The organism is Alteromonas sp. KUL42, from assembly GCF_006538325.1.
Lineage (GTDB): Bacteria > Pseudomonadota > Gammaproteobacteria > Enterobacterales > Alteromonadaceae > Alteromonas.
The window spans coordinates 333,886-355,397 of record NZ_BJKK01000004.1; the positions used below are offsets into that span (position 1 = coordinate 333,886).

23 protein-coding genes and 2 pseudogenes are annotated in these 21,512 nt (G+C 43.2%); 5 read left to right on the plus strand and 20 right to left on the minus strand.

All coding sequences use genetic code 11. The annotated features are described in order from the left end of the window. Nucleotides 1-265 precede the first annotated feature (265 nt). Nucleotides 266-2,086, plus strand: a complete 1,821-nt coding sequence (locus tag EYR97_RS08620) for a M2 family metallopeptidase (RefSeq protein WP_131093434.1) — start codon at nt 266-268, stop codon at nt 2,084-2,086. Between the two features lie 115 nt (nt 2,087-2,201). Here the strand turns inward: EYR97_RS08620 and EYR97_RS08625 are convergent, their stop codons facing one another. Genes EYR97_RS08625 through EYR97_RS08635 form a run of 3 tightly spaced genes read right to left on the minus strand, consistent with a single transcriptional unit; the run spans nt 2,202 to nt 3,295 of the window. Continuing rightward, nucleotides 2,202-2,468, minus strand: a complete 267-nt coding sequence (locus EYR97_RS08625) for a hypothetical protein (RefSeq protein ID WP_131093435.1) — start codon at nt 2,466-2,468, stop codon at nt 2,202-2,204. Between the two features lies 1 nt (nt 2,469). Then, nucleotides 2,470-2,976 carry a hypothetical protein gene (locus EYR97_RS08630; protein ID WP_131093436.1) on the minus strand — a complete coding sequence of 169 codons (507 nt, stop codon included), beginning with the start codon at nt 2,974-2,976 and terminating at the stop codon, nt 2,470-2,472. 13 nt (nt 2,977-2,989) lie between these two features. Then, on the minus strand, nt 2,990-3,295 hold the full coding sequence (locus EYR97_RS08635) for a DUF883 domain-containing protein (RefSeq protein ID WP_131093437.1): 306 nt from the start codon (nt 3,293-3,295) through the stop codon (nt 2,990-2,992). A gap of 376 nt (nt 3,296-3,671) precedes the next feature. Here EYR97_RS08635 and EYR97_RS08640 point away from each other — a divergent pair, with 376 nt between their 5' ends. Further along, nucleotides 3,672-4,079, plus strand: coding sequence for a hypothetical protein (locus tag EYR97_RS08640; protein WP_131093438.1), 408 nt, complete (start codon nt 3,672-3,674; stop codon nt 4,077-4,079). Next, entirely contained in the window at nt 4,069-4,263 is a 195-nt protein-coding gene (locus tag EYR97_RS08645; protein ID WP_131093439.1) for a helix-turn-helix transcriptional regulator, read from the plus strand. Before EYR97_RS08640 ends, EYR97_RS08645 begins: the two co-directional genes overlap by 11 nt. 25 nt (nt 4,264-4,288) lie before the next feature. Here the strand turns inward: EYR97_RS08645 and EYR97_RS08650 are convergent, their stop codons facing one another. From EYR97_RS08650 to EYR97_RS08670, 5 genes and pseudogenes are all read right to left on the minus strand, one after another. Further along, the gene (locus EYR97_RS08650) at nt 4,289-4,846 is read right to left on the minus strand and encodes a pyridoxamine 5'-phosphate oxidase family protein (protein ID WP_131093440.1); all 558 of its coding nucleotides are present in this window, start codon (nt 4,844-4,846) and stop codon (nt 4,289-4,291) included. Nucleotides 4,847-4,866: 20 nt separating this feature from the next. Then, complete coding sequence (locus EYR97_RS08655; RefSeq protein ID WP_131093441.1) at nt 4,867-5,646, minus strand: TatD family hydrolase; 780 nt, start codon at nt 5,644-5,646, stop codon at nt 4,867-4,869. 201 nt (nt 5,647-5,847) lie between these two features. Further along, nucleotides 5,848-6,729: a DNA polymerase III subunit gene (locus tag EYR97_RS08660; protein WP_131093442.1), complete on the minus strand. Its 882-nt coding sequence runs from the start codon at nt 6,727-6,729 to the stop codon at nt 5,848-5,850. Next, nucleotides 6,729-7,376, minus strand: a complete 648-nt coding sequence (tmk, locus tag EYR97_RS08665; protein ID WP_131093443.1) for a dTMP kinase — start codon at nt 7,374-7,376, stop codon at nt 6,729-6,731. The genes EYR97_RS08660 and tmk overlap by 1 nt, the downstream gene beginning before the upstream one ends. Nucleotides 7,377-7,440: 64 nt before the next feature. After that, nucleotides 7,441-7,575: pseudogene (locus tag EYR97_RS08670) on the minus strand (endolytic transglycosylase MltG); the annotation flags it as partial. Nucleotides 7,576-7,865: 290 nt separating this feature from the next. Between EYR97_RS08670 and nrtS the strand changes: the two are divergent. After that, on the plus strand, nt 7,866-8,981 hold the full coding sequence (gene nrtS / locus EYR97_RS22605) for a nitrate/nitrite transporter NrtS (RefSeq protein ID WP_165478008.1): 1,116 nt from the start codon (nt 7,866-7,868) through the stop codon (nt 8,979-8,981). Between the two features lie 1,083 nt (nt 8,982-10,064). Here the strand turns inward: nrtS and mltG are convergent. From mltG to yceD, 10 genes and pseudogenes are all read right to left on the minus strand, one after another. Beyond that, the gene (gene mltG / locus EYR97_RS08680; protein ID WP_131093445.1) at nt 10,065-11,084 is read right to left on the minus strand and encodes an endolytic transglycosylase MltG; all 1,020 of its coding nucleotides are present in this window, start codon (nt 11,082-11,084) and stop codon (nt 10,065-10,067) included. A gap of 69 nt (nt 11,085-11,153) precedes the next feature. Further along, nucleotides 11,154-12,029 carry an aminodeoxychorismate lyase gene (pabC, locus tag EYR97_RS08685; RefSeq protein WP_131093446.1) on the minus strand — a complete coding sequence of 292 codons (876 nt, stop codon included), beginning with the start codon at nt 12,027-12,029 and terminating at the stop codon, nt 11,154-11,156. A gap of 135 nt (nt 12,030-12,164) precedes the next feature. Then, a complete protein-coding gene (gene fabF, locus EYR97_RS08690; protein ID WP_131093447.1) occupies nt 12,165-13,406 on the minus strand; it encodes a beta-ketoacyl-ACP synthase II in 1,242 nt (413 codons plus the stop codon). Between the two features lie 80 nt (nt 13,407-13,486). Beyond that, on the minus strand, nt 13,487-13,726 hold the full coding sequence (gene acpP / locus EYR97_RS08695) for an acyl carrier protein (RefSeq protein WP_012518211.1): 240 nt from the start codon (nt 13,724-13,726) through the stop codon (nt 13,487-13,489). A 199-nt stretch (nt 13,727-13,925) separates the two neighbouring features. Next, nucleotides 13,926-14,667, minus strand: a pseudogene (gene fabG / locus EYR97_RS08700) (3-oxoacyl-ACP reductase FabG). Between the two features lie 9 nt (nt 14,668-14,676). Next, on the minus strand, nt 14,677-15,606 hold the full coding sequence (gene fabD, locus EYR97_RS08705; RefSeq protein ID WP_131093448.1) for an ACP S-malonyltransferase: 930 nt from the start codon (nt 15,604-15,606) through the stop codon (nt 14,677-14,679). A 92-nt stretch (nt 15,607-15,698) separates the two neighbouring features. Continuing rightward, nucleotides 15,699-16,658 (minus strand): beta-ketoacyl-ACP synthase III, encoded by a 960-nt coding sequence (locus EYR97_RS08710; protein ID WP_131093467.1) that lies wholly within the window; start codon nt 16,656-16,658, stop codon nt 15,699-15,701. Nucleotides 16,659-16,660: 2 nt separating this feature from the next. Further along, the gene (plsX, locus tag EYR97_RS08715; RefSeq protein WP_131093449.1) at nt 16,661-17,686 is read right to left on the minus strand and encodes a phosphate acyltransferase PlsX; all 1,026 of its coding nucleotides are present in this window, start codon (nt 17,684-17,686) and stop codon (nt 16,661-16,663) included. Between the two features lie 15 nt (nt 17,687-17,701). Next, nucleotides 17,702-17,872, minus strand: coding sequence for a 50S ribosomal protein L32 (rpmF, locus tag EYR97_RS08720; RefSeq protein WP_012518206.1), 171 nt, complete (start codon nt 17,870-17,872; stop codon nt 17,702-17,704). A 3-nt stretch (nt 17,873-17,875) separates the two neighbouring features. Further along, nucleotides 17,876-18,409 (minus strand): 23S rRNA accumulation protein YceD, encoded by a 534-nt coding sequence (yceD, locus tag EYR97_RS08725; protein ID WP_131093450.1) that lies wholly within the window; start codon nt 18,407-18,409, stop codon nt 17,876-17,878. 155 nt (nt 18,410-18,564) lie between these two features. Here yceD and EYR97_RS08730 point away from each other — a divergent pair, with 155 nt between their 5' ends. Further along, nucleotides 18,565-19,239, plus strand: coding sequence for a nucleoside triphosphate pyrophosphatase (locus tag EYR97_RS08730; RefSeq protein WP_131093451.1), 675 nt, complete (start codon nt 18,565-18,567; stop codon nt 19,237-19,239). A 17-nt stretch (nt 19,240-19,256) separates the two neighbouring features. Here the strand turns inward: EYR97_RS08730 and EYR97_RS08735 are convergent, their stop codons facing one another. Further along, nucleotides 19,257-19,955 (minus strand): HAD family hydrolase, encoded by a 699-nt coding sequence (locus tag EYR97_RS08735; protein ID WP_404840960.1) that lies wholly within the window; start codon nt 19,953-19,955, stop codon nt 19,257-19,259. A gap of 3 nt (nt 19,956-19,958) precedes the next feature. After that, nucleotides 19,959-20,900, minus strand: coding sequence for a 23S rRNA pseudouridine(955/2504/2580) synthase RluC (gene rluC, locus EYR97_RS08740; RefSeq protein ID WP_131093453.1), 942 nt, complete (start codon nt 20,898-20,900; stop codon nt 19,959-19,961). Nucleotides 20,901-21,512: the final 612 nt, after the last annotated feature.

Here is a 21,512-nt window from a genome sequence, read left to right on the forward strand (position 1 = left end):
AGCTAACTCCTTTTACCTTCGTTTTTTGTAAGCATATGTTCCCAAAAACTTACTCCGTTATTCTTATTCCTTTACTAAAGCGCAGCGAACTTATCAATTAAGTATCCAAACACATGATAGAGGCTAGAGTGGTTTTACAATTTTATTTTACAAATCAGCAGTAGCGTTTCACAATGGGAAGGCATGTCTCTGTTAGTCTCAATAGTTCTTAACGACAAACTAATGAAGGGCCAACAGCAAAAACCACAATAATGAAGGACAAATAATGATCACGCACAAACGTACACTACTGGCTGCCTTGGTTAGTATATCTTTGTTTGGCTGTGGCGAAAAAGCTACGCAAACCAACGCTGCACCAGCACCAACCGCTGCTGATGCTAAAGCATTTTTAACACAGGCCCAAAACGACATTGAAAAAATGCAGGTTCCTGCCGCTCACGCAGAGTGGAGCTATGCTACGAACATTAACTTCGACACCGCGGCCGTAAGTGCTTATTTTAACGAAGTGTTGTCTACAAAAGTGGCTAACTTGGCGAAAGAAGCCGCTAAATTTAATGATGTCGATGTTGATGTTGATACTCGTCGACAACTAAATCTTTTGAAAAATGGCCTAACTATGCCCCCGCCCTCTGATCCAGTTAAAGCAGAGCGCCTCGCAAAAATTGGCTCTGACTTGAGCGCAATGTATGGCGCTGGCGAATATTGTCGTGAAGACGGTACGTGTAAGAGCTTGGTTGAAATGAGTGGTGAGATGGCCACTGTACGTGACGCAGATTTGCTACTTGAATATTGGAAAGGTTGGCGCGAAGTGTCTAAACCTATGGCGCCGTTATACGCCGAACAAGTTTCACTGGCCAATGAAGGGGCTGCGGAACTAGGTTTTGCCAATGTTAGTGAATTGTGGCGTGGCAAGTATGACATGACTGCTGAGGCATTCCCAAAAGAGCTTGATCGCTTATGGTCACAAGTAGAGCCATTTTATGAAGCGTTGCATTGCCACGTGCGTGCTGAACTAGGTGAACACTACGGTGAAGATGTTGTACCACAAGACAAACCTATTCCTGCACACTTACTTGGCAACATGTGGGCACAGTCTTGGGGAAATATTTACGATATCGTTAAGCCTCAACAAGAAATGACGGTTCCTGATGTTACCGCTGCACTTAATGCGCAAGGTTATGACGAAATTGCGATGGTTAAGCAAGCTGAGTCGTTTTTCTCTTCCCTTGGCTTTGAAGAACTGCCAGAGACGTTTTGGGAGCGCTCCATGTTTCAAAAACCTGAAGGCCGGGACGTTCAGTGTCACGCTTCTGCTTGGGACCTTGATGACAAAGACGACTTACGCATAAAAATGTGTATTCAAAAGACAGGTGAAGAGTTTAACGTTATCCACCATGAGCTTGGTCATAACTACTATCAGCGCGCCTACAAAAATCAACCTCTGCTTTACCGTGGCTCGGCAAATGATGGTTTCCACGAAGCAATTGGTGACACTATTGCACTCTCAATTACACCAAAGTACCTCAAGGAAATTGGCCTTATTGATACCATCCCTGATGCATCGAATGATATCGGTATGCTAATGCAAGTAGCGTTAGACAAAATTGCCTTTATTCCATTTGGTTTAATGGTGGACCAATGGCGTTGGAAAGTGCTATCAGGTGAAGTTACACCAGAGCAGTACAACGATTTGTGGTGGGAGCTTCGTGAGAAATATCAAGGTGTAATGCCGCCGGTTGAACGCAGCGCTGATGCATTTGATCCAGGTGCAAAATATCACGTTCCAGCAAATGTACCTTACACGCGTTATTTCTTAGCACACATTCTTCAATTCCAGTTCCACAAAGCACTGTGTGATATTGCAGGCGATGAAGGCCCACTTAATCGTTGCTCTATTTACGGCAGTGAGGAAGCAGGTAAAGCTCTGAATGAAATGCTAGAAATGGGCATGAGCCAACCATGGCAAAACGCACTAGAAACGCTTACAGGCTCACCTGAAATGGATGCTAGTACAATTGCCGCCTACTTTGCTCCACTTAAAGCGTGGTTAGACGAACAAAACGCAACGCGCCAATGTGGTTGGTAGAGATTGTACTTACTAAATAGTTAATGCAACTCGAGTCTAAGAGGCCTTTACATTAAAAGCCTTGACCTAAAAAGACTAAACTTGAAAAACCTCGCTTCGGCGAGGTTTTTTAATGTCAGAATACAACCTGTTGCAACCACATTCTGGCAAAACGCCAAACAGCTTTACGTCGTCTGTTAGCCTTGTGTGGATCATCTAAGTGCCAACCTTTAAACGCACCTGCAGAAAAGCTTCCCATTAACCCCAGAGGAGTTACCAGCAGTTGTTTTGACGCAACTATGGCATCTTCCTGACAGTATTCACTAAGCAACTTAAGTTCTTTGTATTCGTGGACTCGTAGGTCTCGCTCAGCAATAGCACGTCGTAAAAACAGATTGGCCATTTTAACTCTCCGGCTCGTTTCGCTGTTCCCTAGTCTGACTATCTTCAGGCTCACCTTTAAAGGTGGCCACCAGCGGGTTGATAGAAATAAACTGAAAAGCCTGTCTCGCCACACGCCACGTCATAAACATAAGCGAGCCGTTTATCAAGAGTAGGATCCCAGCCACTAACGCTGCATGTAATTCAGCTTTGGTCAATAAAACTGCAGAAGCAATATTAAGAATTAGCCAGCAAACACAACCAAACGCAAACGTTGCCAGCGTGGCGAGTACAGTAACAAGTACAGATTGTTTCAGTAATTTTGCTTCTGCCCCTACTAACGCCCATTGCGCGCCAAACTGCAATTTCTTTGCTTCAACGAGATCTGACACCGCTTCAACCACTTCGTCCAGCGAAATGTCCAGCTGTGACACCTTCTCGTTATGTTGAGCTTGATGCGATGACGCCCCGCTGGAAACATCGCTTTCTGGGCGGGGCGTTGTATGTCCATCGACAGATGATTGGCTCATCCTTTACCTCTGACTATTTGCTTTTTTTCAGCAATGAGGCCACAAGCATACCAGCAGCGAATGTAATTCCTGCAGCCGCTACAGGATTTTCCACAGCGTAATTTCGTACTGATGAACCCAACCATTTTTGTTTCATCAGACGACGACGGGCAGCGAGGTTTTCTGCTGATCCTGATGCCGAATCACGTAAGCTTTGTTCAGCGGTAGCCGCTTTCTCTGCAATCGTGTCCAACGATTCATGCAGTGTGGATTGCAGCTTATCTGTCATAGGGTGACCTGAAGTATCTGCACCATTTGCGGTAGATTTTGATGTAGCCATTATTCTCTCCTTAAATTTAAACGTACTTCAACCTAAGGATTGCAACTGCTGTTCCAAGCCACCACAAACACCAATCATCTGATTTTTATATAATTTTCTGAAACATGCGCACCGCACTTACATACTTGTAAGTAAAATCTGCACTGTGGCCATGTAATTCATTCCCTCCTCCCCGTTAGAAAATCAGAGAACTACAATTAAAACGACAAACATTAATTACCGTCATAACCAAGACAATGTAATAACAACTGTACTTTATGTCAGGCATACTTGACATAAGAGAGAGCAGGAAGTAAGGTTAACCTGACATTATGTAGGGAACTTATTACACAATGTAGATACGAACTAATACATTCTGTTAAAAATGGAGATCGATATGAGTAATATATCTGAGAAAAAAGCAAAGACATTTCTTGTTAAATTCATGATGTACATTGCTATGTTTTTAGTTGTTTTGGGGATGTCAGTAGTAATCAATGAGACAAATAACTTGTCTTCATATACAACAGCATTACTTGCCGTAACGCCTATCATTCCCGTTATATTTTTATTGCGATTAGTCGTGGCTCACTACCGCTCTTTAGATGAGTATATTCAAAGCGTAATGGGAGAAAGCTTGCTCTGGGCAGTGGGTATCGTCGGATGCAGCGCAATGGCGTATGGTTTGGCGGCAGAAATGATAGAGTTACCCAGCTTTAGTCCAGCGTTCATGTTGCCAGCAATAGCGTTTACCTTCGGGGTAGCGCAATATTTCCAGCTTAAGAGTGATTTTAATGAAGAATAGATTACGGGTACTTCGAGCTGAAAAAGGTTGGTCTCAGGCAGATTTGGCAGAGAAATTAAATGTATCTCGACAAGCAATCAACGCGGTAGAAACGAGCAAGCACGACCCATCATTGACGCTCGCTTTTGCTTTGGCTGAGGTATTTGAGCAACGCATTGAAGATATCTTTGACCCTAAAGCATAACAACTATTTATGCTTTAGGGGGCCGCTAAGGGATGACAGACTGACTAACCCAAGTTCCTTCGCTGTTTTGATAAAACCATTCACGACACTGTGGATTACCGCGTAAATTCAGGTAATCCACTTTATTTATTTGTAGTAATAACACACAAAAGTGCGAGGGGACGTTTTGAAAATCACCTACCACTTGTAATGCGCTGTCGCTGGTTCGTTCACTTCCCGGGTTGCCCCATAAAAATTGCTTCTTACCCGCATCAGACAATTTATTCCAATGCGCTGAGACTAACGGCTGATCGTCTAAAACGGTGACAATGCTTCCTGTACAACGAAAGCGATATTGCTCCCGTGTTTTCGCAAAGTACCAACATGCTTCTGCATGTTGGTTTTGCATGAGTTGTTGATATTTCTCAGTGCGGGTATCTGAAACCACTACCAATTGGTTGTTATCAGTTAACCCTCGATACACTACTGTTCGACAAAAAGGGAAGCCATCTTTATCGACTGTCGCTAACTGAAAGTAACGACTTTCAGGCGTACTGCGGGTTTGATGCAGACTTTTGGTGAGACTTTGTTTCCACTGTGGCATTCCCTTCCCCCTTTGTGTATTTATGCTGCTTGCATTTTTGCACGAGAAAACAAGGTGTAAAAATTCTCTGTGGTAATACGGGCAAGTTCCGCCACAGACACTCCTTTAAGTTCAGCAATAAATTCAGCGACCTCTACTACATAGCCTGGCTGATTTTGCTTTCCTCGGTGCGGTACAGGGGCCAACCATGGTGAGTCAGTTTCAATCAGTAATCGTTCTAATGGAACGGCTTTTACCACTTCACGTAATTCATCAGCAGAGTTAAATGTAACAATGCCAGATATAGAAATGTAAAAGCCCATATCAATTGCTGCTTGTGCCATTTCCAATGACTCAGTAAAACAGTGAAGTACGCCAACTGTATGCGGTGCTTTGTGTGTGCGGAGTAAGTTTATCGTATCCTCCCGTGCATCTCGGGTATGTATGATTAGTGGCTTTCGTGTTTCGTTGGCCACTTTGATATGGTCGATAAACGATGTTAATTGCACTTCTTTGCTTTCTGGGCTGTAAAAATAGTCTAACCCCGTTTCGCCAATGGCTACCACTTCATCTCGTTGTGCCTTTTCTAACAGTTCTTCATAGGTACATGCATCGTCTTGATGCAGTGGATGGACACCACAAGATACAGACACATCGTCAAATTGCGCGACTGTGTCTAACATACTGTCGTAGTCTTTAACCGATACACAAACACACAAAAAGTGCTCAACACCGCGAGTTCTCGCAAAATCTAAGGTTTCTGCCAGTGCTTGTGGCCCTTGCTTTAATCTATCTAAATGACAATGAGAATCTACAAACAAATTACACCTGTATAACTAATGAAAAAATGAAAAACGTTGGTCAAAGCTAAACTGCAATACGCATTTATGTATATAAGGTTCAAAATTAAGGGTTAGGAAGTTAACCTGATGCTCACGTTTTTTTGCTTTAGGTTTTTTGCGTTAGGCTTTTTACCTTATGCTTTTTGCCCCCAAATCGCCTGCCCTAATTTTTTCCTTTTACTAGCGCTGAAATTGCTTTAGCAAACCAAATAGCACCATAGATTTATTTACCCCCGGGTGCTGTAGGGTTTTAACGGCGTCTACGCAAGCCTTATAACGCACATAATCATCTGGCTGCTGACGTTGCATGAAACGCTCGTGAGCATGTTGTTGGCACCAAAGTGCAACTTGGCCCGCGTTATCCTTCCATTTATTGGCCAGCATTTGCGGTTGCTTATCAGCGTCGCCTGCTAAAAGAGCCCGCATACCATCACTAAATAGGCGATAGCTGAAATCATCTTCACCACTCAATGCATCTTCCACACTAAGCGGAGCATTGCCGTACGCCCCTAATAGCGCAGGGCTCACATCATTAAACCCCTTCTGCACTAAATACTGCATACTCTCTTGCTCCGTAGGCAGGCCAAGGGTGTGTTTCTCACAACGACTTAAAATCGTGGGCATGAGCTTATTAACACTGTTTGTTATCAGTATTAAGTAGGTATTTAACGTCGGCTCTTCAAGTGTTTTCAATAAGGCATTCGACGCAGCTTCTGTCATTGAATCCGCTTTGGGGATCAACAACACTTTATTCCCTCCCATTTGCGCTGTGCCAATTAGTTTCGCAATGCCTTCTCGAATTTTATCCACCCCTAGTTGCTTCTCGCTTTCAAGAATGTGAAAGTCTGGATGGTTACCAGCTTGGCGTAAATTACAACTTTGACATTGGCCACAGGGACCTTGTACCGATGACTGCTTACATAGCAAAGTGTGACTCAACTCAAGCGCCAATTGAAATTTTCCAATTCCTTTGACGCCACTAAATAACAAACCGTGGTGAAGTGACTTAGCCAAATAGCGCGTTGTCAGTGAGGTATAAATACTAGAGAACCAAGGTAACATCAGTCATCACGCTTTAACGTAGGTTGAACACTGCGTGCATAGCGCTCAACAATTTCAATAACATCTTGATGCACCTTTTTCATTGGCTGCATAGCACTAACAACATTAATGCTGTCATCCTCTTTCGCCAATGCTAAATATCGCTCACGAGTACGCTCAAAAAAAGCCAATCCAGCTTGCTCTATACGATCGAGTTCGCCGCGACCACGGGCCCGAGCCAAGCCCTCTGCAGGTTCAACGTCTAAATAAATCGTTAAATCAGGTTTAAAACCTTTTAGTGCTATATGACTGATGGCCGACATAGTGTCTGCGCTCACACCTCGGCCACCACCTTGATAGGCTTGAGAGGACAAATCGTGCCTATCACCCACTACCCACTTGCCGTCGTTCAGTGCCGGCAATATACGATTGGTCAGTAGCTGTACTCGTGCGGCATACATCAACAGTAACTCAGTTTCCTCAGCAACAGATTCACCCCAATCGTGCTTAACACATTCCCTAATGGCTTCTGCCATTGGTGTACCACCGGGTTCGCGAGTTTGCTCAACCGTTTTTCCCGATGCCGTTAGCGCATCAACAATTAGGCTTATCACCGAGCTCTTTCCCGCACCTTCTAAGCCTTCTACAACAATAAATTTTCCGCGCATGTATTTTTCTTTATCTCTTTCTTGTTTTTACGTAGCCGCTTAATCCGTTCAAACTTCACAGTAATTAGCGGTTTAGCTGATATTTTCGAACCGCGGCATTATGTGCTTCCAACGTTGTGGAAAACTGATGGGTACCATCACCTCTAGCCACAAAGTATAACGCATCTGTTTGCTCAGGCATAAGGGCAGCTACTATTGCTTACGTGATTTTTGGTATATACGAGCTCAAATAACAACTCTCAGTGCTAACCAGCCCGCTGGAACATTTAACATATTGCGAAACATTGTTTCATTAGACAATGTGGGTCTCTTCAGAATTAAATTCTGCATCTAATTGTTACGATCGTAAGCAATTTTTCAATACTTTATATCGATAACCAAACATCAGCACAAAATTAAGAAATTTTGAAAGTTTATTTTTCAACATAAGGTCTACTATCCGATTTTATTAGCTATATGTCATCCTTAATCAATAATAGGAACCTGTTGATGACCGAAACCACTATTTCTACTTCTCATTTATCTTGGGTAGATTTTGCATTCAGAAGAGAATTAATCAAACGTTCGTTCACTGTAGCGCTCATAGTAGGCAGTATTTTAAATATTATTAATCAATTTGACGGTTTGTTTTTTGGGGCAACAATCACCTGGTCAAAGCTGTTTCTAACCTATTGCGTACCGTACTGTGTAACAACATATTCAGGAGCAAGCAGTTCATACAAATGCGCGATAGAACAAATGGAGTTAAAGAAAAACTGTATTGAACATGCCGATATAGTCAATTTCAACGAACCTGCTAAAACAGAAATTAAAACTTTCGCAGAACAAATTGAGCAAAATGCACATAATGTAAACATTGCCTCGACTCAACGCGTAATATTTGTGGAAGACCTAGCATCAACTGCACGTCTAACAATCGAAACAAACGAAATGCTCATAAAAGAAACTGAGCAAAGTAAACTGCGTTTGGATGATATGGTGAATGCGTTTAACGCGGTTTGTCATCAAATACAAAATATAACTGCTGAAATCAATAATGCTTATATTGCAGGTACAAAATTAACAAGTCAGCTCGATGAATTCTTGGCTGAGTTTAAAAGTATCTCAACGTTAGCCGTAGAAATTTCAGGTACATCTGAACAAACGAATTTGCTCGCGCTCAATGCAGCGATAGAAGCAGCTCGGGCAGGAGAAGCTGGTAGAGGCTTTGCCGTAGTTGCTGATGAAGTTAAAGCCCTTGCACAGAAAACGAAACAAAACTCAGAGCAAATTAATTCACACTTAAATAAACTGTCTGAAAAACAAAACAATGTCAGCCAAGCGTTAACACAACTAAATACGTATATGGTAAACGCAACATCGGCAACAGATGCCAGCGGAAACTCCATCCAAACCTCGACCCATTCGGTTTCAAAAGCTTCAGAAGACGTAGTTACTAAACTAAACCACTTCAATAAGTCACTTACTGAAGTTGGAGAAAAACTGAATTTAGTTGCTGGTAATGTTGATTCGCTCGCAGAAGACACATCTAAAGCGGTTAAAGGTTCAGCTAGAAATAAAGAGCTAGCGAGTAGCATACTAAATTTATTGGATAAAATTCACTGACAACGATACATAAGATGCTATAGCCAATGGTACGCTTAAACCTTATTCAGCCACTAGAGCCTGTTTGTCATTGTTCAAATTCGCCTCTAACAGCTCAATAATTAAATTGCATTTGATTATCGGTGGGGTTCTGCTTGAGTATTCAAGCTTTCCTTAATTTGGTCAGATTTGAATAACAGTAGCATTGAAATACTCCCAAACCAGAAACAGTGGAGTGCGACATAACACATCACAAGTATATAAAACTGATAAAACAAAATGAGAAAACCAAGTAGGCCAACGATAATACCTAGTAGACATACTGATTTGTGAACTAATTTCTTTGACCATAACCAGGTATTTAAAAGTAGTAACCAAATATCACAGGAGAACTCTGTACTGCCTCGTAGTTTTTGGAGGACCATGATAAAGGCTTGAAACTGTAGCTGGCTATTACCATAAGGGGTCGCAGACATTTGACTTAATAAGCCTAAAATTTCTGCTAACCCCACAGAAATGCAATATGAAGCGGAAAGAATACTGGTCAGATTAATCAAGAGTTCTTTGATACTAAACTGACTCCTGATTAACCCCGTTATTGAGAAACTAAAAAATGCAAGTGACAAACCAAATACAAGCCAATCAATGATATACCAAAGTATCAGCAGAGCACTATGCTTGTTGATGAGTTGCTGTCTAGCGTCTAGATCAGTTAAAAATTCAGGTTGGATGATAAAAATGACAGTCCACCCAATGGCAATGCTTGTCGCACACAAACACCCCCATACCGGTGCGTAATTAGTAGATCTTAGCTTAAGATTCGTGTGAAGGTACATATGATGGCTTAAATACTTTTGGCGCACTATAAACAGCGAAAAAACAAAGCTCAACGCTTTAATTGTAAAAAGTTTTTTAAATTAGATATTTAGAGTAAATCCCAAATTAAGAGCTTGTAACTGCTTCTAGGTAACTCCTATTTAGTTTATGCATCGTTAAACTAGCCTAGAGCCTGTGTATCTTCGTTCAGTTTTTTGTTTTGGCGGTCAAAATTGCCCAGCCCCACTGGAGCATGGCCGTTATCTGCTGACATTTTTGATATAGCTATTAACGGTTTAGCTGATATTTTCGAACCGCGGCATTATGTGCTTCCAACGTTGTAGAAAACTGATGGGTACCATCACCTTTAGCCACAAAGTATAACGCATCTGTTTGCTCAGGCATAAGAGCTGCTACAATTGCTTCTTTTCCTGCCATCGCAATTGGCGTAGGCGGTAACCCTTTTATTACATAAGTATTGTATGGTGTGGCTGTGCGCAAGTGTTTACGTGTTATGTTGCCGTCGAAATCTGCGCCAATACCGTAAATAACAGTGGGGTCTGTTTGAAGGCGCATATTATTATTGAGCCTATTTACAAAAACCCCCGCTATTTGCTCGCGTTCAGAAGGTACTGCGGTTTCCTTTTCTATAATACTGGCAAGGATCAACGCTTCATAAGGCGTGGTAAGTGGCAACTCCAGTGCTCTATTGCGCCATGCTTCAGCGGTAAAATTAACCAGCGCACGGTGAGCACGGCGCAAAATATCACTGGCATGTGTTCCTTTGGTGAAAAAATACGTGTCGGCTAAATACAGCCCTTCATAATGTTCTACCTCATCGCAGCACCAATCTACACCATTTGAAGACGTTGTATCTGACAGACTTTGTTCATCGATATCAAAGGTTATTTCGCCATGTCCTTGTAGGGTCTCTAACCACTGGGAAAGTGTTAACCCCTCCACTAGGCTTACCGCAAATAAGTGTTCTTCACCCTGAGTAAATACCGTGAAGGCATCGACCAAGGAAAGATTAGGAGACAGTAAATAAGTACCAGATTTAACAGACGTGTTACCCGCGAAGAACTTTAACCACACTTTGGCAATAAATGGGGATACCTGTGTAACCCCATTATTTCTGAGTTGTTTAACTATTCGGTATGCATTACTGCCCTTTTCAATGGTGAAAAACGTGTCGTGCTCAATTGTAAGTGGGCGCGTAACCATGTTTGAAATATACAGTACGCTGCCAGCAATACTCACGGTTCCAATAAACAACATCGCTATAAGCAAAATAATAATTCGCTTCATTCCCATTCATTCCTTTCATTACTACTTTTAGCTGTTGTGTTGCTTTCTGTTAGCTTTACTTAGGCTCTTCTACTTTCCATACACCGCGATACGCAACAAACTCTGAAGGTATCTTATAGCTGCGTTATCTATATTGTAATCCACCCAATGTTCGTCATTAAACGCAATACGTTTAACCGGCATAACGCCCATTAGCGCATTGGTCACAACAACAGCCTCGGCTTCTTCAACCGACTTTAGGGAATATTCTCCCACGTGCAAAGGCGCATTTTCATTATGAAGGGCCTGAACCAGCGCTTGTCTAACTACACCATTAACGCCACACCCTTTTAGCGAAGGTGTATACCATGTGCCGTGAGCGAAAAAAAACACATTTCCCGCACTTGCTTCAATAACATTGTCTTGAGTGTCACAAACAATGGCATCATCCACGCCCTTTGCGACTACTTCCTGTTTTACTAAAACTTGCTCTAACCTATTCAAATGCTTTACACCTGCGAGTAAAGGTTGAATAGCAAGTGTAGTTTGTGCGCAAATTAGTGATAAGCCAGATTTTTCAAGTGAGGCGTAGTTCGCTGGGTAGGCATGCTGACTAAATCGAACAATTGGCGGAGTGTGTTTGTCTCGCGCATATCCTCGTCCAGAATCGCCACCTGAAACATGTACTTTTAATACGTATCTATCATCATTCGACGAATCAGCATGAAGGTTACTTTGAAGGGCATCGACTTTTAAGCGCTCTATCTCATTACAAATAGCTGGCATAAGCCTATTCTGCTCAAGTTGAAGACCAATAGCATTTGCATCGTGGCACAAACGCATAAGATGCAAGTCGATAAGCTGAGGCGTATAGTTTTCAACACAAATCGTAGTGAAAACTCCATCGCCATAATTGAACGCGCGATCGGAAGCTAAAATGAGAGTATCACTCGGTACTATTTTCACTACAGGCTCTTGCTTGTGCTGGACTTGATGCTATCTGGGGAGTATACCAAGATGCTGAGAGCAAACAAGAAAGGCGGCATAATTGCCGCCTTTCTGAACTTAATCGATGGTTAATTAATGCTTTATCAATAAAGCTTAATTAATTCGCTTAAAAATTAACGAGCCATTTGTGCCACCAAATCCAAATGAGTTGCATAGTGCATATGCAGCTGAAAATGGTTTAGCTTTATTGGCGACAAAATCTAAATCGCAACCTTCACTAGGTTCATCTAAGTTAATGGTTGGCGGTGCCATCTTGTCACGCAAAGCAAGGATCGTAAAAATAGCCTCAACGGAACCCGCTGCACCTAAAAGGTGACCAGTCATCGATTTTGTCGAACTTACCATCAGGTCATAAGCGTGTTCGTTAAACACACGTTTGACCGCAGACACTTCAGCGATGTCACCTGCGGGCGTTGACGTACCATGCGCATTTACATAACCAATCTCTTTCGGATCGATTTTCGCGTCAAGTAAGGCATTTTCCATCGATGCTGCTGCACCTTCGCCATCTTCTGGAGGCGAAGTCATATGATATGCATCACCACTCATACCGAAGCCAACAAGCTCGGCATAAATAGTCGCACCACGTGCTTTGGCAGACTCATACTCTTCTAGCATGACAACACCTGCTCCTTCACCCATGACAAAACCATCTCGATCTTTGTCCCAAGGACGGCTAGCGGCCTTAGGGTCGTCATTGCGCGAAGACAGTGCACGCGCTGCAGCGAAACCAGCAATACCTAATGGTGTAATGGTCGCTTCTGCGCCGCCTGCAAGCATGGCGTCAGCGTCACCGTAAGCAATCGTTCTTGCGGCAACACCAATATTGTGAACACCGGTTGTACATGCGGTCACAATATTCAAATTTGGTCCTTTCAACCCTTCCATGATAGACAGAAAGCCTGAAATCATGTTTGTAATAGTTGAAGGTACAAAGAAAGGAGAAACGCGCTTAGGGCCACTATTAAGCAATTTAATATGATTCTGCTCAATTTGCTCTAAACCACCAATTCCAGAGCCGATAGCCACACCTACGCGGTGTGCGTTGTCTGGAGTGATAGACAAACCCGAGTCAGCTAATGCTTGCTTACCCGCAGCAATACCCAACTGGATAAAGCGGTCCATCTTTTTGGTTTCTTTCTTTTCGATGTATTCTTGCGGGTCAAAATCGTTTATTTGACCTGCGAAACGGGTTGAATAGTTACTGCAATCAAAATGGGTGATTTCACCAATGCCGCTCTCGCCTGCGAGCAGTTTGCGCCATGTGTCTTCACTGTTAAGACCCAATGGTGAAAGCATTCCAAGACCAGTAACAACTACGCGACGTTTTGTCACAAAAAGCCCTCGCTTTGGAACTAAAGGTAGGAGATACAAAAACGGCTCTTGATAAGAGCCGTTTTTTCGCTACTTAAGACTTAAGCGTCTTTGTTCGCGTTGATGTAATCAATAGCAGATTGAACTGTAGTGATTTTTTCAGCTTCTTCGTCTGGAATCTCAGTATCGAATTCTTCTTCCAAAGCCATTACCAGTTCAACTGTGTCAAGTGAATCAGCGCCTAAGTCGTCAACGAATGAAGCTTCTGCTTTTACTTCTTCTTCTTTCACGCCAAGTTGTTCAACGATGATTTTCTTAACGCGTTCTTCAATGTTACTCATAATTCTAGGTTTCCCTTAAACGTCACTAGATAATAAAAGTGTCGCTAGTTTATTTTGCAAGGTCCGCCCTTGCAAGTACCAGTTTAAACTAATTTTCTGGTCAAACCAGCGACATTCCAAATTTTGTTGTTTCTATTTTTACATCCAAGTTAGGGTAAATACCACCCTAATCTACGTTAAATTCGTAATTTTTACGAATTTAACCCATGTACATGCCACCATTTACATGGATGGTTTCGCCTGTAATATAGGCAGCACCATCGCTCACTAAAAAAAGCAACAGTGGCGGCAATTTCATCAGGCTGACCCAAACGACTTGCCGGAATATCTTTAAAAATGGCGTCTTTTTGATCGTCGGTCAGTGCTTTTGTCATGTCCGTATCGATAAATCCAGGCGCCACTACGTTAATAGTAATGCCTCTTGAAGCCACTTCCCGTGCCATTGATTTAGAAAAACCAATAACACCTGCTTTGGCTGCAGCATAGTTTGCTTGACCGGCATTACCCGCGCTTCCCACCACTGAACCAATGTTTACAATACGTCCGAAACGCTTTTTCATCATGCCGCGTAAAACCGCTTTTGACAAAGTAAATATTGAGCTCAAGTTGGTATCAATAATACTTTGCCACTCATCGTCTTTCATACGCATTAACAGATTATCGCGTGTGATACCCGCATTATTGACCAAAATATCAATACCGCCATGGTCTTCGTTTATGGCTTTTATTGTTGCATCAACACTGTCTTTGTCAGTGACATTTAGCGCCAAACCTTTACCGCCAAACTCAGCAAGGTATTCACTGATTGCGTTGGCTCCATTGTCGCTTGTTGCCGTGCCAATAACCGTTGCACCTTGTTGTGCAAGCTGAGTTGCGATGGCTTTACCAATACCACGGCTTGCGCCAGTGACAAGGGCAATTTTACCGTCTAATTGACTCATTGCTTTTCCTTATTGTTTTAATGCTTCCACGCCTTCAGGCGTATTAACAGAAAGGCATTCAAGATTTTTGCTAATTCTTTTATTTAGGCCAGTAAGTACTTTGCCTGGCCCCACTTCAATTACTCTTTCTACGCCTGCTGCGGCTAGATACTCAACACTGCGAGTCCATTGAACGGGGCAATAAAGTTGACGAATTAGCGCGTTCTTAATCGCATCGCCTTGTGTTTCTATTGTCACGTCAACATTGTTCACAATATTGATTGCAGGTTCATGAACGTCAAGTGAAGACAGCGCATCTTCAAGCTTATCTGCTGCCGGACGCATTAATTCGCAATGTGACGGTACACTTACCGCTAGTGGCAATGCGCGTTTCGCGCCCGCTTCTTTACAGGCAGTTGCGGCCTGTTCAGCAGCGCTTTTCTCTCCCGCGATAACCACTTGACCCGGTGAGTTAAAGTTAACTGGGGCAACCACGTCACCCGTAGCAATAGCCGTTTGTTGGCAGATATCCGCAATGGCGGCATCTTCAAGACCAATGATGGCATACATAGCACCCGCTCCAGCAGGCACGGCTTCTTGCATGTACTTACCACGAGCTTCAACTAATTTTACTGCATCACTGAAGGCCATTGCGCCACCACAAACCAAGGCAGAATATTCACCCAAGCTGTGACCGGCAAGATAGCTCACTTCAAGACCCTGCTCGCGAATGACTCGCCAAATAGCGACACTGGCGGTCAATAGCGCTGGCTGAGTGACATGGGTCTCATTCAACTTGCCATCAGTATCGTTTTGTACCAAAGCCCAAAGGTCATAACCCAATGCGTCAGACGCCTCTTGGAATGTCGCTTCAATTACGGGATAAGATTCAGCTAACTCTTTTAGCATTCCCACACTTTGCGAGCCCTGACCTGGAAATACGCAGGCTGTCTTTGTCATGTCGATTCCTTATTATTCTTACACTACTAGAAACGAGAAAACGTTGTAAAATACATCGGTAATATGAAAGTGTTTTTACACACACTTAGCCGTTAATATCGCACTAACGCTGAAGCCCATGCAAAACCACCACCGAACGCTTCTAGTAATAAATGCTGCCCACGCTGAATACGCCCATCGCGGATCGCAGTATCGAGCGCGGTAGGTACAGTTGCGGCAGACGTGTTACCGTATTGTTCTAATGTTAGTACAACTTGATCAAGGGACATATTAAGCTTTTTCGCTGTCGCCTTAATAATTCTAAAGTTTGCTTGGTGAGGCACTAACCAGTCAAGATCAGATTTTTGCATACCATTAGCTGCAAGTGTCTGTTCAACCACTTCTGACAATTTGGTAACTGCAACTTTGAATACTTCGTTGCCACGCATTACACCCCAGTTCTCATGCACAGACTGTTCATCGCCGCGGGTTGGGTTTCCTACATACAACAAGTCGCCATGTGAACCTGCTGCATTAATGTGCGTGGATAAAATACCAGGCTCGTCACTGGCTTCTATAATTGTTGCACCCGCCGCATCACCAAATAAAATAACCATAGTGCGGTCTTCGGGGTTAATCAGGCGGCTTAAACAATCTGTTCCAATAACGAGAATGCGCTTGGCCATACCTGACTTGATATATTGGTCTGCCACACTTAGTGCGTAGCAATACCCTGCGCAAGCGGCGGCAACGTCAAAAGCAGGAATACCGTCTAAATCGAGTATGCGCTGAATTTCACACGCGGTACTGGGCAACGCGTAACGTCCACTTGTAGTAGCGCATACTATCATGTCAATGGATTTTGGGTCGATACCAGCCATCTCAATGGCTTTCTTACTGGCCTCAGCCCCCATGGTTGCAGCAGTTTCATCTGCACCTATTATGCGTCGCTCTTTAATGCCTGTGCGATCAGTGATCCATTCGTCACTGGTATCCACCATTAATTCTAAATCGGCGTTAGTACGCACGTCACTGGGGTAATAGCTACCTGTTCCTATAAAGCGTGAATATATGCTCAAAGCTGCTCCAACAATACCGTTTCTATCTTTGTTTTTATCTTTTCTGGTAAATGCATTTTTGCTTCTTTAATCGCCTGTACGATGGCGTAATAAAAGGCATCTTTTTGTGCATTACCATGACTCTTGATAACAATGCCGCGCAATCCTATCAGACTCGCACCGTTATACTGGTCGGGGTTCACACTGTTATAGATAGATTTCAGTAAAGGGAACGCAATTTTCGCGAGTAAACGCGTGTAGAAATTCTTTTGTGATTGACGTTTAACCTCGTTTATCACGAGCTTGGCCAATCCTTCGCTTGATTTTAACGCAACATTGCCGGTAAACCCATCCGTGACCACCACATCGGCATGGTCAGTGAAAATGTCATCACCTTCAACATAGCCAATATAATTTATGCCGGGAGCATCTTTGAAAAGTTGGTCAGCAGATTTGACCTGCGCATTGCCTTTAATATCCTCTTCACCCACGTTCAGTAGCGCCACTCTTGGTGAGGCAATACCAGAAACAGACTGCGCAAGTACCGAGCCCATTACACCGTATTGAAATAGAATTTCAGGTGTACAATTTACATTGGCCCCTAAATCGAGCAAAAACACATTGTGATGCCCTGTGGTTGGCATCATGTTAATTAGTGCTGGTCTATCTATTCCAGGTAACGTTTTAAGAAGATAAAAAGATAAGGTTAATAGTGCACCAGTGTTTCCGGCACTAACACAAGCATCCGCTTCGCCACTTTCAACTAGCTCAATTGCCCGTCGCATCGACGAGTCTTTTTTATTGCGTAGCGCAGATGTAGGTTGCTCACCCATTTCAACCACTTGACTGCAATGCACAACAGTAACGCGTTTGCGCTCTGAGTCAGTTAAGCAAAGAATACCGGATTGAATGACGTTTTCATCACCACACAGTATGAAATGAATATGAGCGTGTAATTGGATTGCCTTAACGGCAGCGGGAAGGATAACAGGGGGACCATGATCGCCCCCCATGATATCTAACGCGATGGTTAGTGTAGACAAAATGTAGTCGCCGTATTACGCGCCGATTACTTTCTTGCCTTTGTAATAACCGTCAGCGGTCACATGGTGACGACGGTGAGTTTCGCCTGACGTTGAATCGACAGACAAAGTCGCGCCTGTCAATGCATCGTGTGAGCGACGCATGCCGCGCTTAGAACGCGTTTTACGATTTTGTTGTACTGCCATAACTTACTCCTGGTCTCGCTTAAGTTCTTTCAAAACCGCGAAAGGGTTTTCTCGCTCTTGTTCCGGTTCAATCTTTCCAAACGTCATATCATCTTGCGTTACTGCACACTCCGACTCTGCATGAAGGGGCACAATTGGCAATGACAACAGAAGTTCATCTTCAAAAATTTGAAGCAGATTGACTTCTCCGTGGTCGTTGACCTCTACCGGTTCGTAAGCTTCGGGAATGATGTCATCGCTTTCCTGTTCTTCTCCCTGCACTGGAGTAAAACAGAATTCCGCTTCCACGGGATAATCGAGTTCACCATTACACCTTTGACAGATAAGTGTTACCTGCGTGGCTAAGCGGCCGTGAAAGACAGTAAGACCCTGCGCGTCTTTTTCGAACTGTACTTCTGCGTCCACATAGTCGTTGCATCTAACAACTGCCTCGGTCAATCGTTCCATATCTTTAGACGCAATCACACCCCGATAATCGGAGCGTTTCATGGCACTTTTAGTCGGTTCAACCGAATGAGGGAGTTTCACTTTCTGCATAGGGCGCGCATGATATAGGGTCAACCCAGTTCTGTCAAAGTATAATTACTATTTCGCGCACAATAAAAGGCTGTAATTTGCCTGAAGGAATAAGGTAGCATTGTTTGTTTCTAATTTCACATACAACATGTTGATTTTTAAATGAAGGATATTGTGTGACAACACTTGTACTTGCCTCGTCATCTCCCTATAGAAAAATGTTGCTCACTAACATTGGCATTGCCCTAGACACCTTTTCCCCCGATATTGATGAAACACCTTTGCAAGGAGAGCTCCCTACCGCACTAAGTGTGCGTCTTGCAGAGCAAAAAGCAAAGAAAGTTGCATTGTGCTTGGGGAAAGACAAAGCAGACAACATTATTATTGGTAGCGACCAAGTTGCCCTTGTGGGTACGCTCAATGACTATCAACCCAATAATCAAATCTACAATCCATTGAGCAATCAAAAAAGCCAGCAATTGTTGGGGAAGCCTGGAACAGAAGAAAACGCATTAGAACAACTTCTAGCTTGCCAAGGAAAAACAGTCTCTTTCTTTACTGCCTTATGCCTTCATCAAGCGTCAACTAACACGACAATAACTAAAGTAGACGAGACCCGCGTTCACTTTAGGCACAACACAGAATCATCACTGCGCGCTTACATTAAAAAGGAGCGCCCTTTAGACTGCGCAGGCAGTTTTAAAAGTGAAGGACTAGGCGTGTTGCTTTTTGAGAGCATTGAAAGTCGCGACCCCAATAGCCTTATTGGGTTACCAATAATGTTACTCAATGAAATGTTGAGCACCTATTTTGACGTTGATTTACTGGCACTAGCAACTAGCGAAGCATAACTTCGCTAGTTAAGGCTCTATGCCTGTTGAAACAAAGCTTGCTCAAGCTCTTCGATGCTATGAACCAATGCTACAGGTTGCAACGCTTCTAAATGCACCTGCGCATGCACACCATATGACACCCCTATTCTATCCATACCTATGGTTTTTGCCATTTGCATGTCATACGTTGTGTCACCAATCATAACCGCATCGCTAACATTCATATTTAGCTCATCAAGAAGCTGCAACAACATATCTGATGAAGGCTTAGATTCTGCTTCATCTGCCGTTCTCGAAGCACTGAAATAATGCCCTGTGTCGGTTTGCTTCCACGCTCTATCTAATCCTCTGCGCGCTTTACCTGTTGCAACAGCTAGTGTGCAATTGGCAGAGTTAAGTCGAGATAACATTGCCTCTACGCCACTAAATAGGGGGCAAGGCGTGACGTCTTTAGAAACAAATGCATCTTTATATGCCGCAACAAGATTATCTGCTAACACATTATCAGAAATCGAAAATAACTGCATAATGGCGGGCTTTAAACTTATTCCTATGATGTGCCCAACCTCTTCTGGCGTGGGTATGGGCATATCACATTGTTTGGCGGCCATTTGCATGCAGCTAACAATTTTATCGGCTGAATCCATTAAGGTGCCGTCCCAATCAAAGATCACGAGTTTATAGCGTGGAGATTCCAATACATCTTGTATTGGCGTAGAAGCGTTGTTATTCATCATCTAAAGTGCTTTTAGTGTCGCGGTCAGTGTATCGTCAAGTGGTGCCGTAAACGTCACACGTTCCTCAGTTGCAGGGTGCAGAAGAGAAATGCTTTTTGCGTGCAAGAACAATCGGTTCAAACCCTTTTGGCGCATTGCACTATCAAAATCGCTATCGCCATACTTTGGATCGCAAGCAATGGGATGCCCAGCATGTAAACAATGTACACGTATTTGATGAGTACGCCCTGTTATTGGCGATGCTTCAACCAGTGTTGCTCCCGAATAGGTTTGCAAAATTCGATAACGGGTTTCAGACGGTTTACCATCTTCGCTAACGCTTACCATCCGCTCACCAGATTGGAGAATATTCTTGCGAAGCGGCGCTTTTACTTTAAATCGGTTTTCAGGCCATTCCCCAGCAACCAGCGCATTATAGCGTTTGTCCATTTTCCCAGTTCGCAATTGCTCGTGCATGTGTCGAAGTGCTGAGCGCTTTTTGGCAATTAAAATACACCCAGAGGTATCTCTGTCGAGACGATGTACAAGCTCCATGAATTTTGCATCTGGCCTTAATGCTCGTAAGCCTTCAATTAGCCCAAAGCTCAATCCACTGCCGCCGTGAACGGCCATACCTGAGGGCTTATTTATAACGAGGATACGATCATCTTCAAAAAGAATATGTGATTCAAGTGAAGCGATTTTATCGAGTTTTGGCGATGGCGCAGGCGCACCTTCCGACACTCTTACGGGCGGAATTCTAATAATATCGTTAGCTTGCAATTTATATTCTGGCTTTACACGCCCTTTGTTCACACGAACTTCGCCTTTTCGCAAAATACGGTAAATCATACTTTTGGGCACGCCTTTTAACTGAGTACGCAGAAAATTGTCAACGCGCTGTCCAGCTAAATCAGCTTCGATAGTTACAAAACGAACTTTTTGAGGGGTTTCTTCTTTCATGCCGCTAGTATACCTCATTGTGAGAATTAGCCACACTGGGAAAGATGAAAATTGTGAAAAACTCTTTGCCTAGCTCTTTTTTTGTACAAGAGTGGTAATTTGGCAGCAATAAATGTGAATAAGCTCAATTTATTAGATTGCATTCCTTGCGTAAATTGAGTATTTGGTGCGATAATTGCCAACGTTTTTAATACGATTAACTTCACAACAATTCGTGAGCGACTTCAAGGCGCTCGAACAAATAAGCATCGGCTTGAAAAGCCAGACAGCTTGAATGCGAATTGAATGCGGATCACAACGTTATAAAAACATTTTAACAAGACCGAAAAAAGCAGTGCACACAAACCAATTTGTGGGTTGCTTTAACTTGTAAACGAAAAAGTAAGGCTTAACGTTGGTAGCATCAGCAATGAAATCACTTTCATACCAACACCGCCTCAGAGGCAACGACTACACTGCCGTAAACAGCGAAGTCTTACTTGCGTAACATAAAATAAGTTCGCCGTTTAGCTAACAGAATTAAATGACAAACAAGCGATATAAAAAAGTCGCTTGTATAAATAAAGTAAAGAGTAATAAGGGTTTATCGCTCCCGACATCTTTAATGTAGTG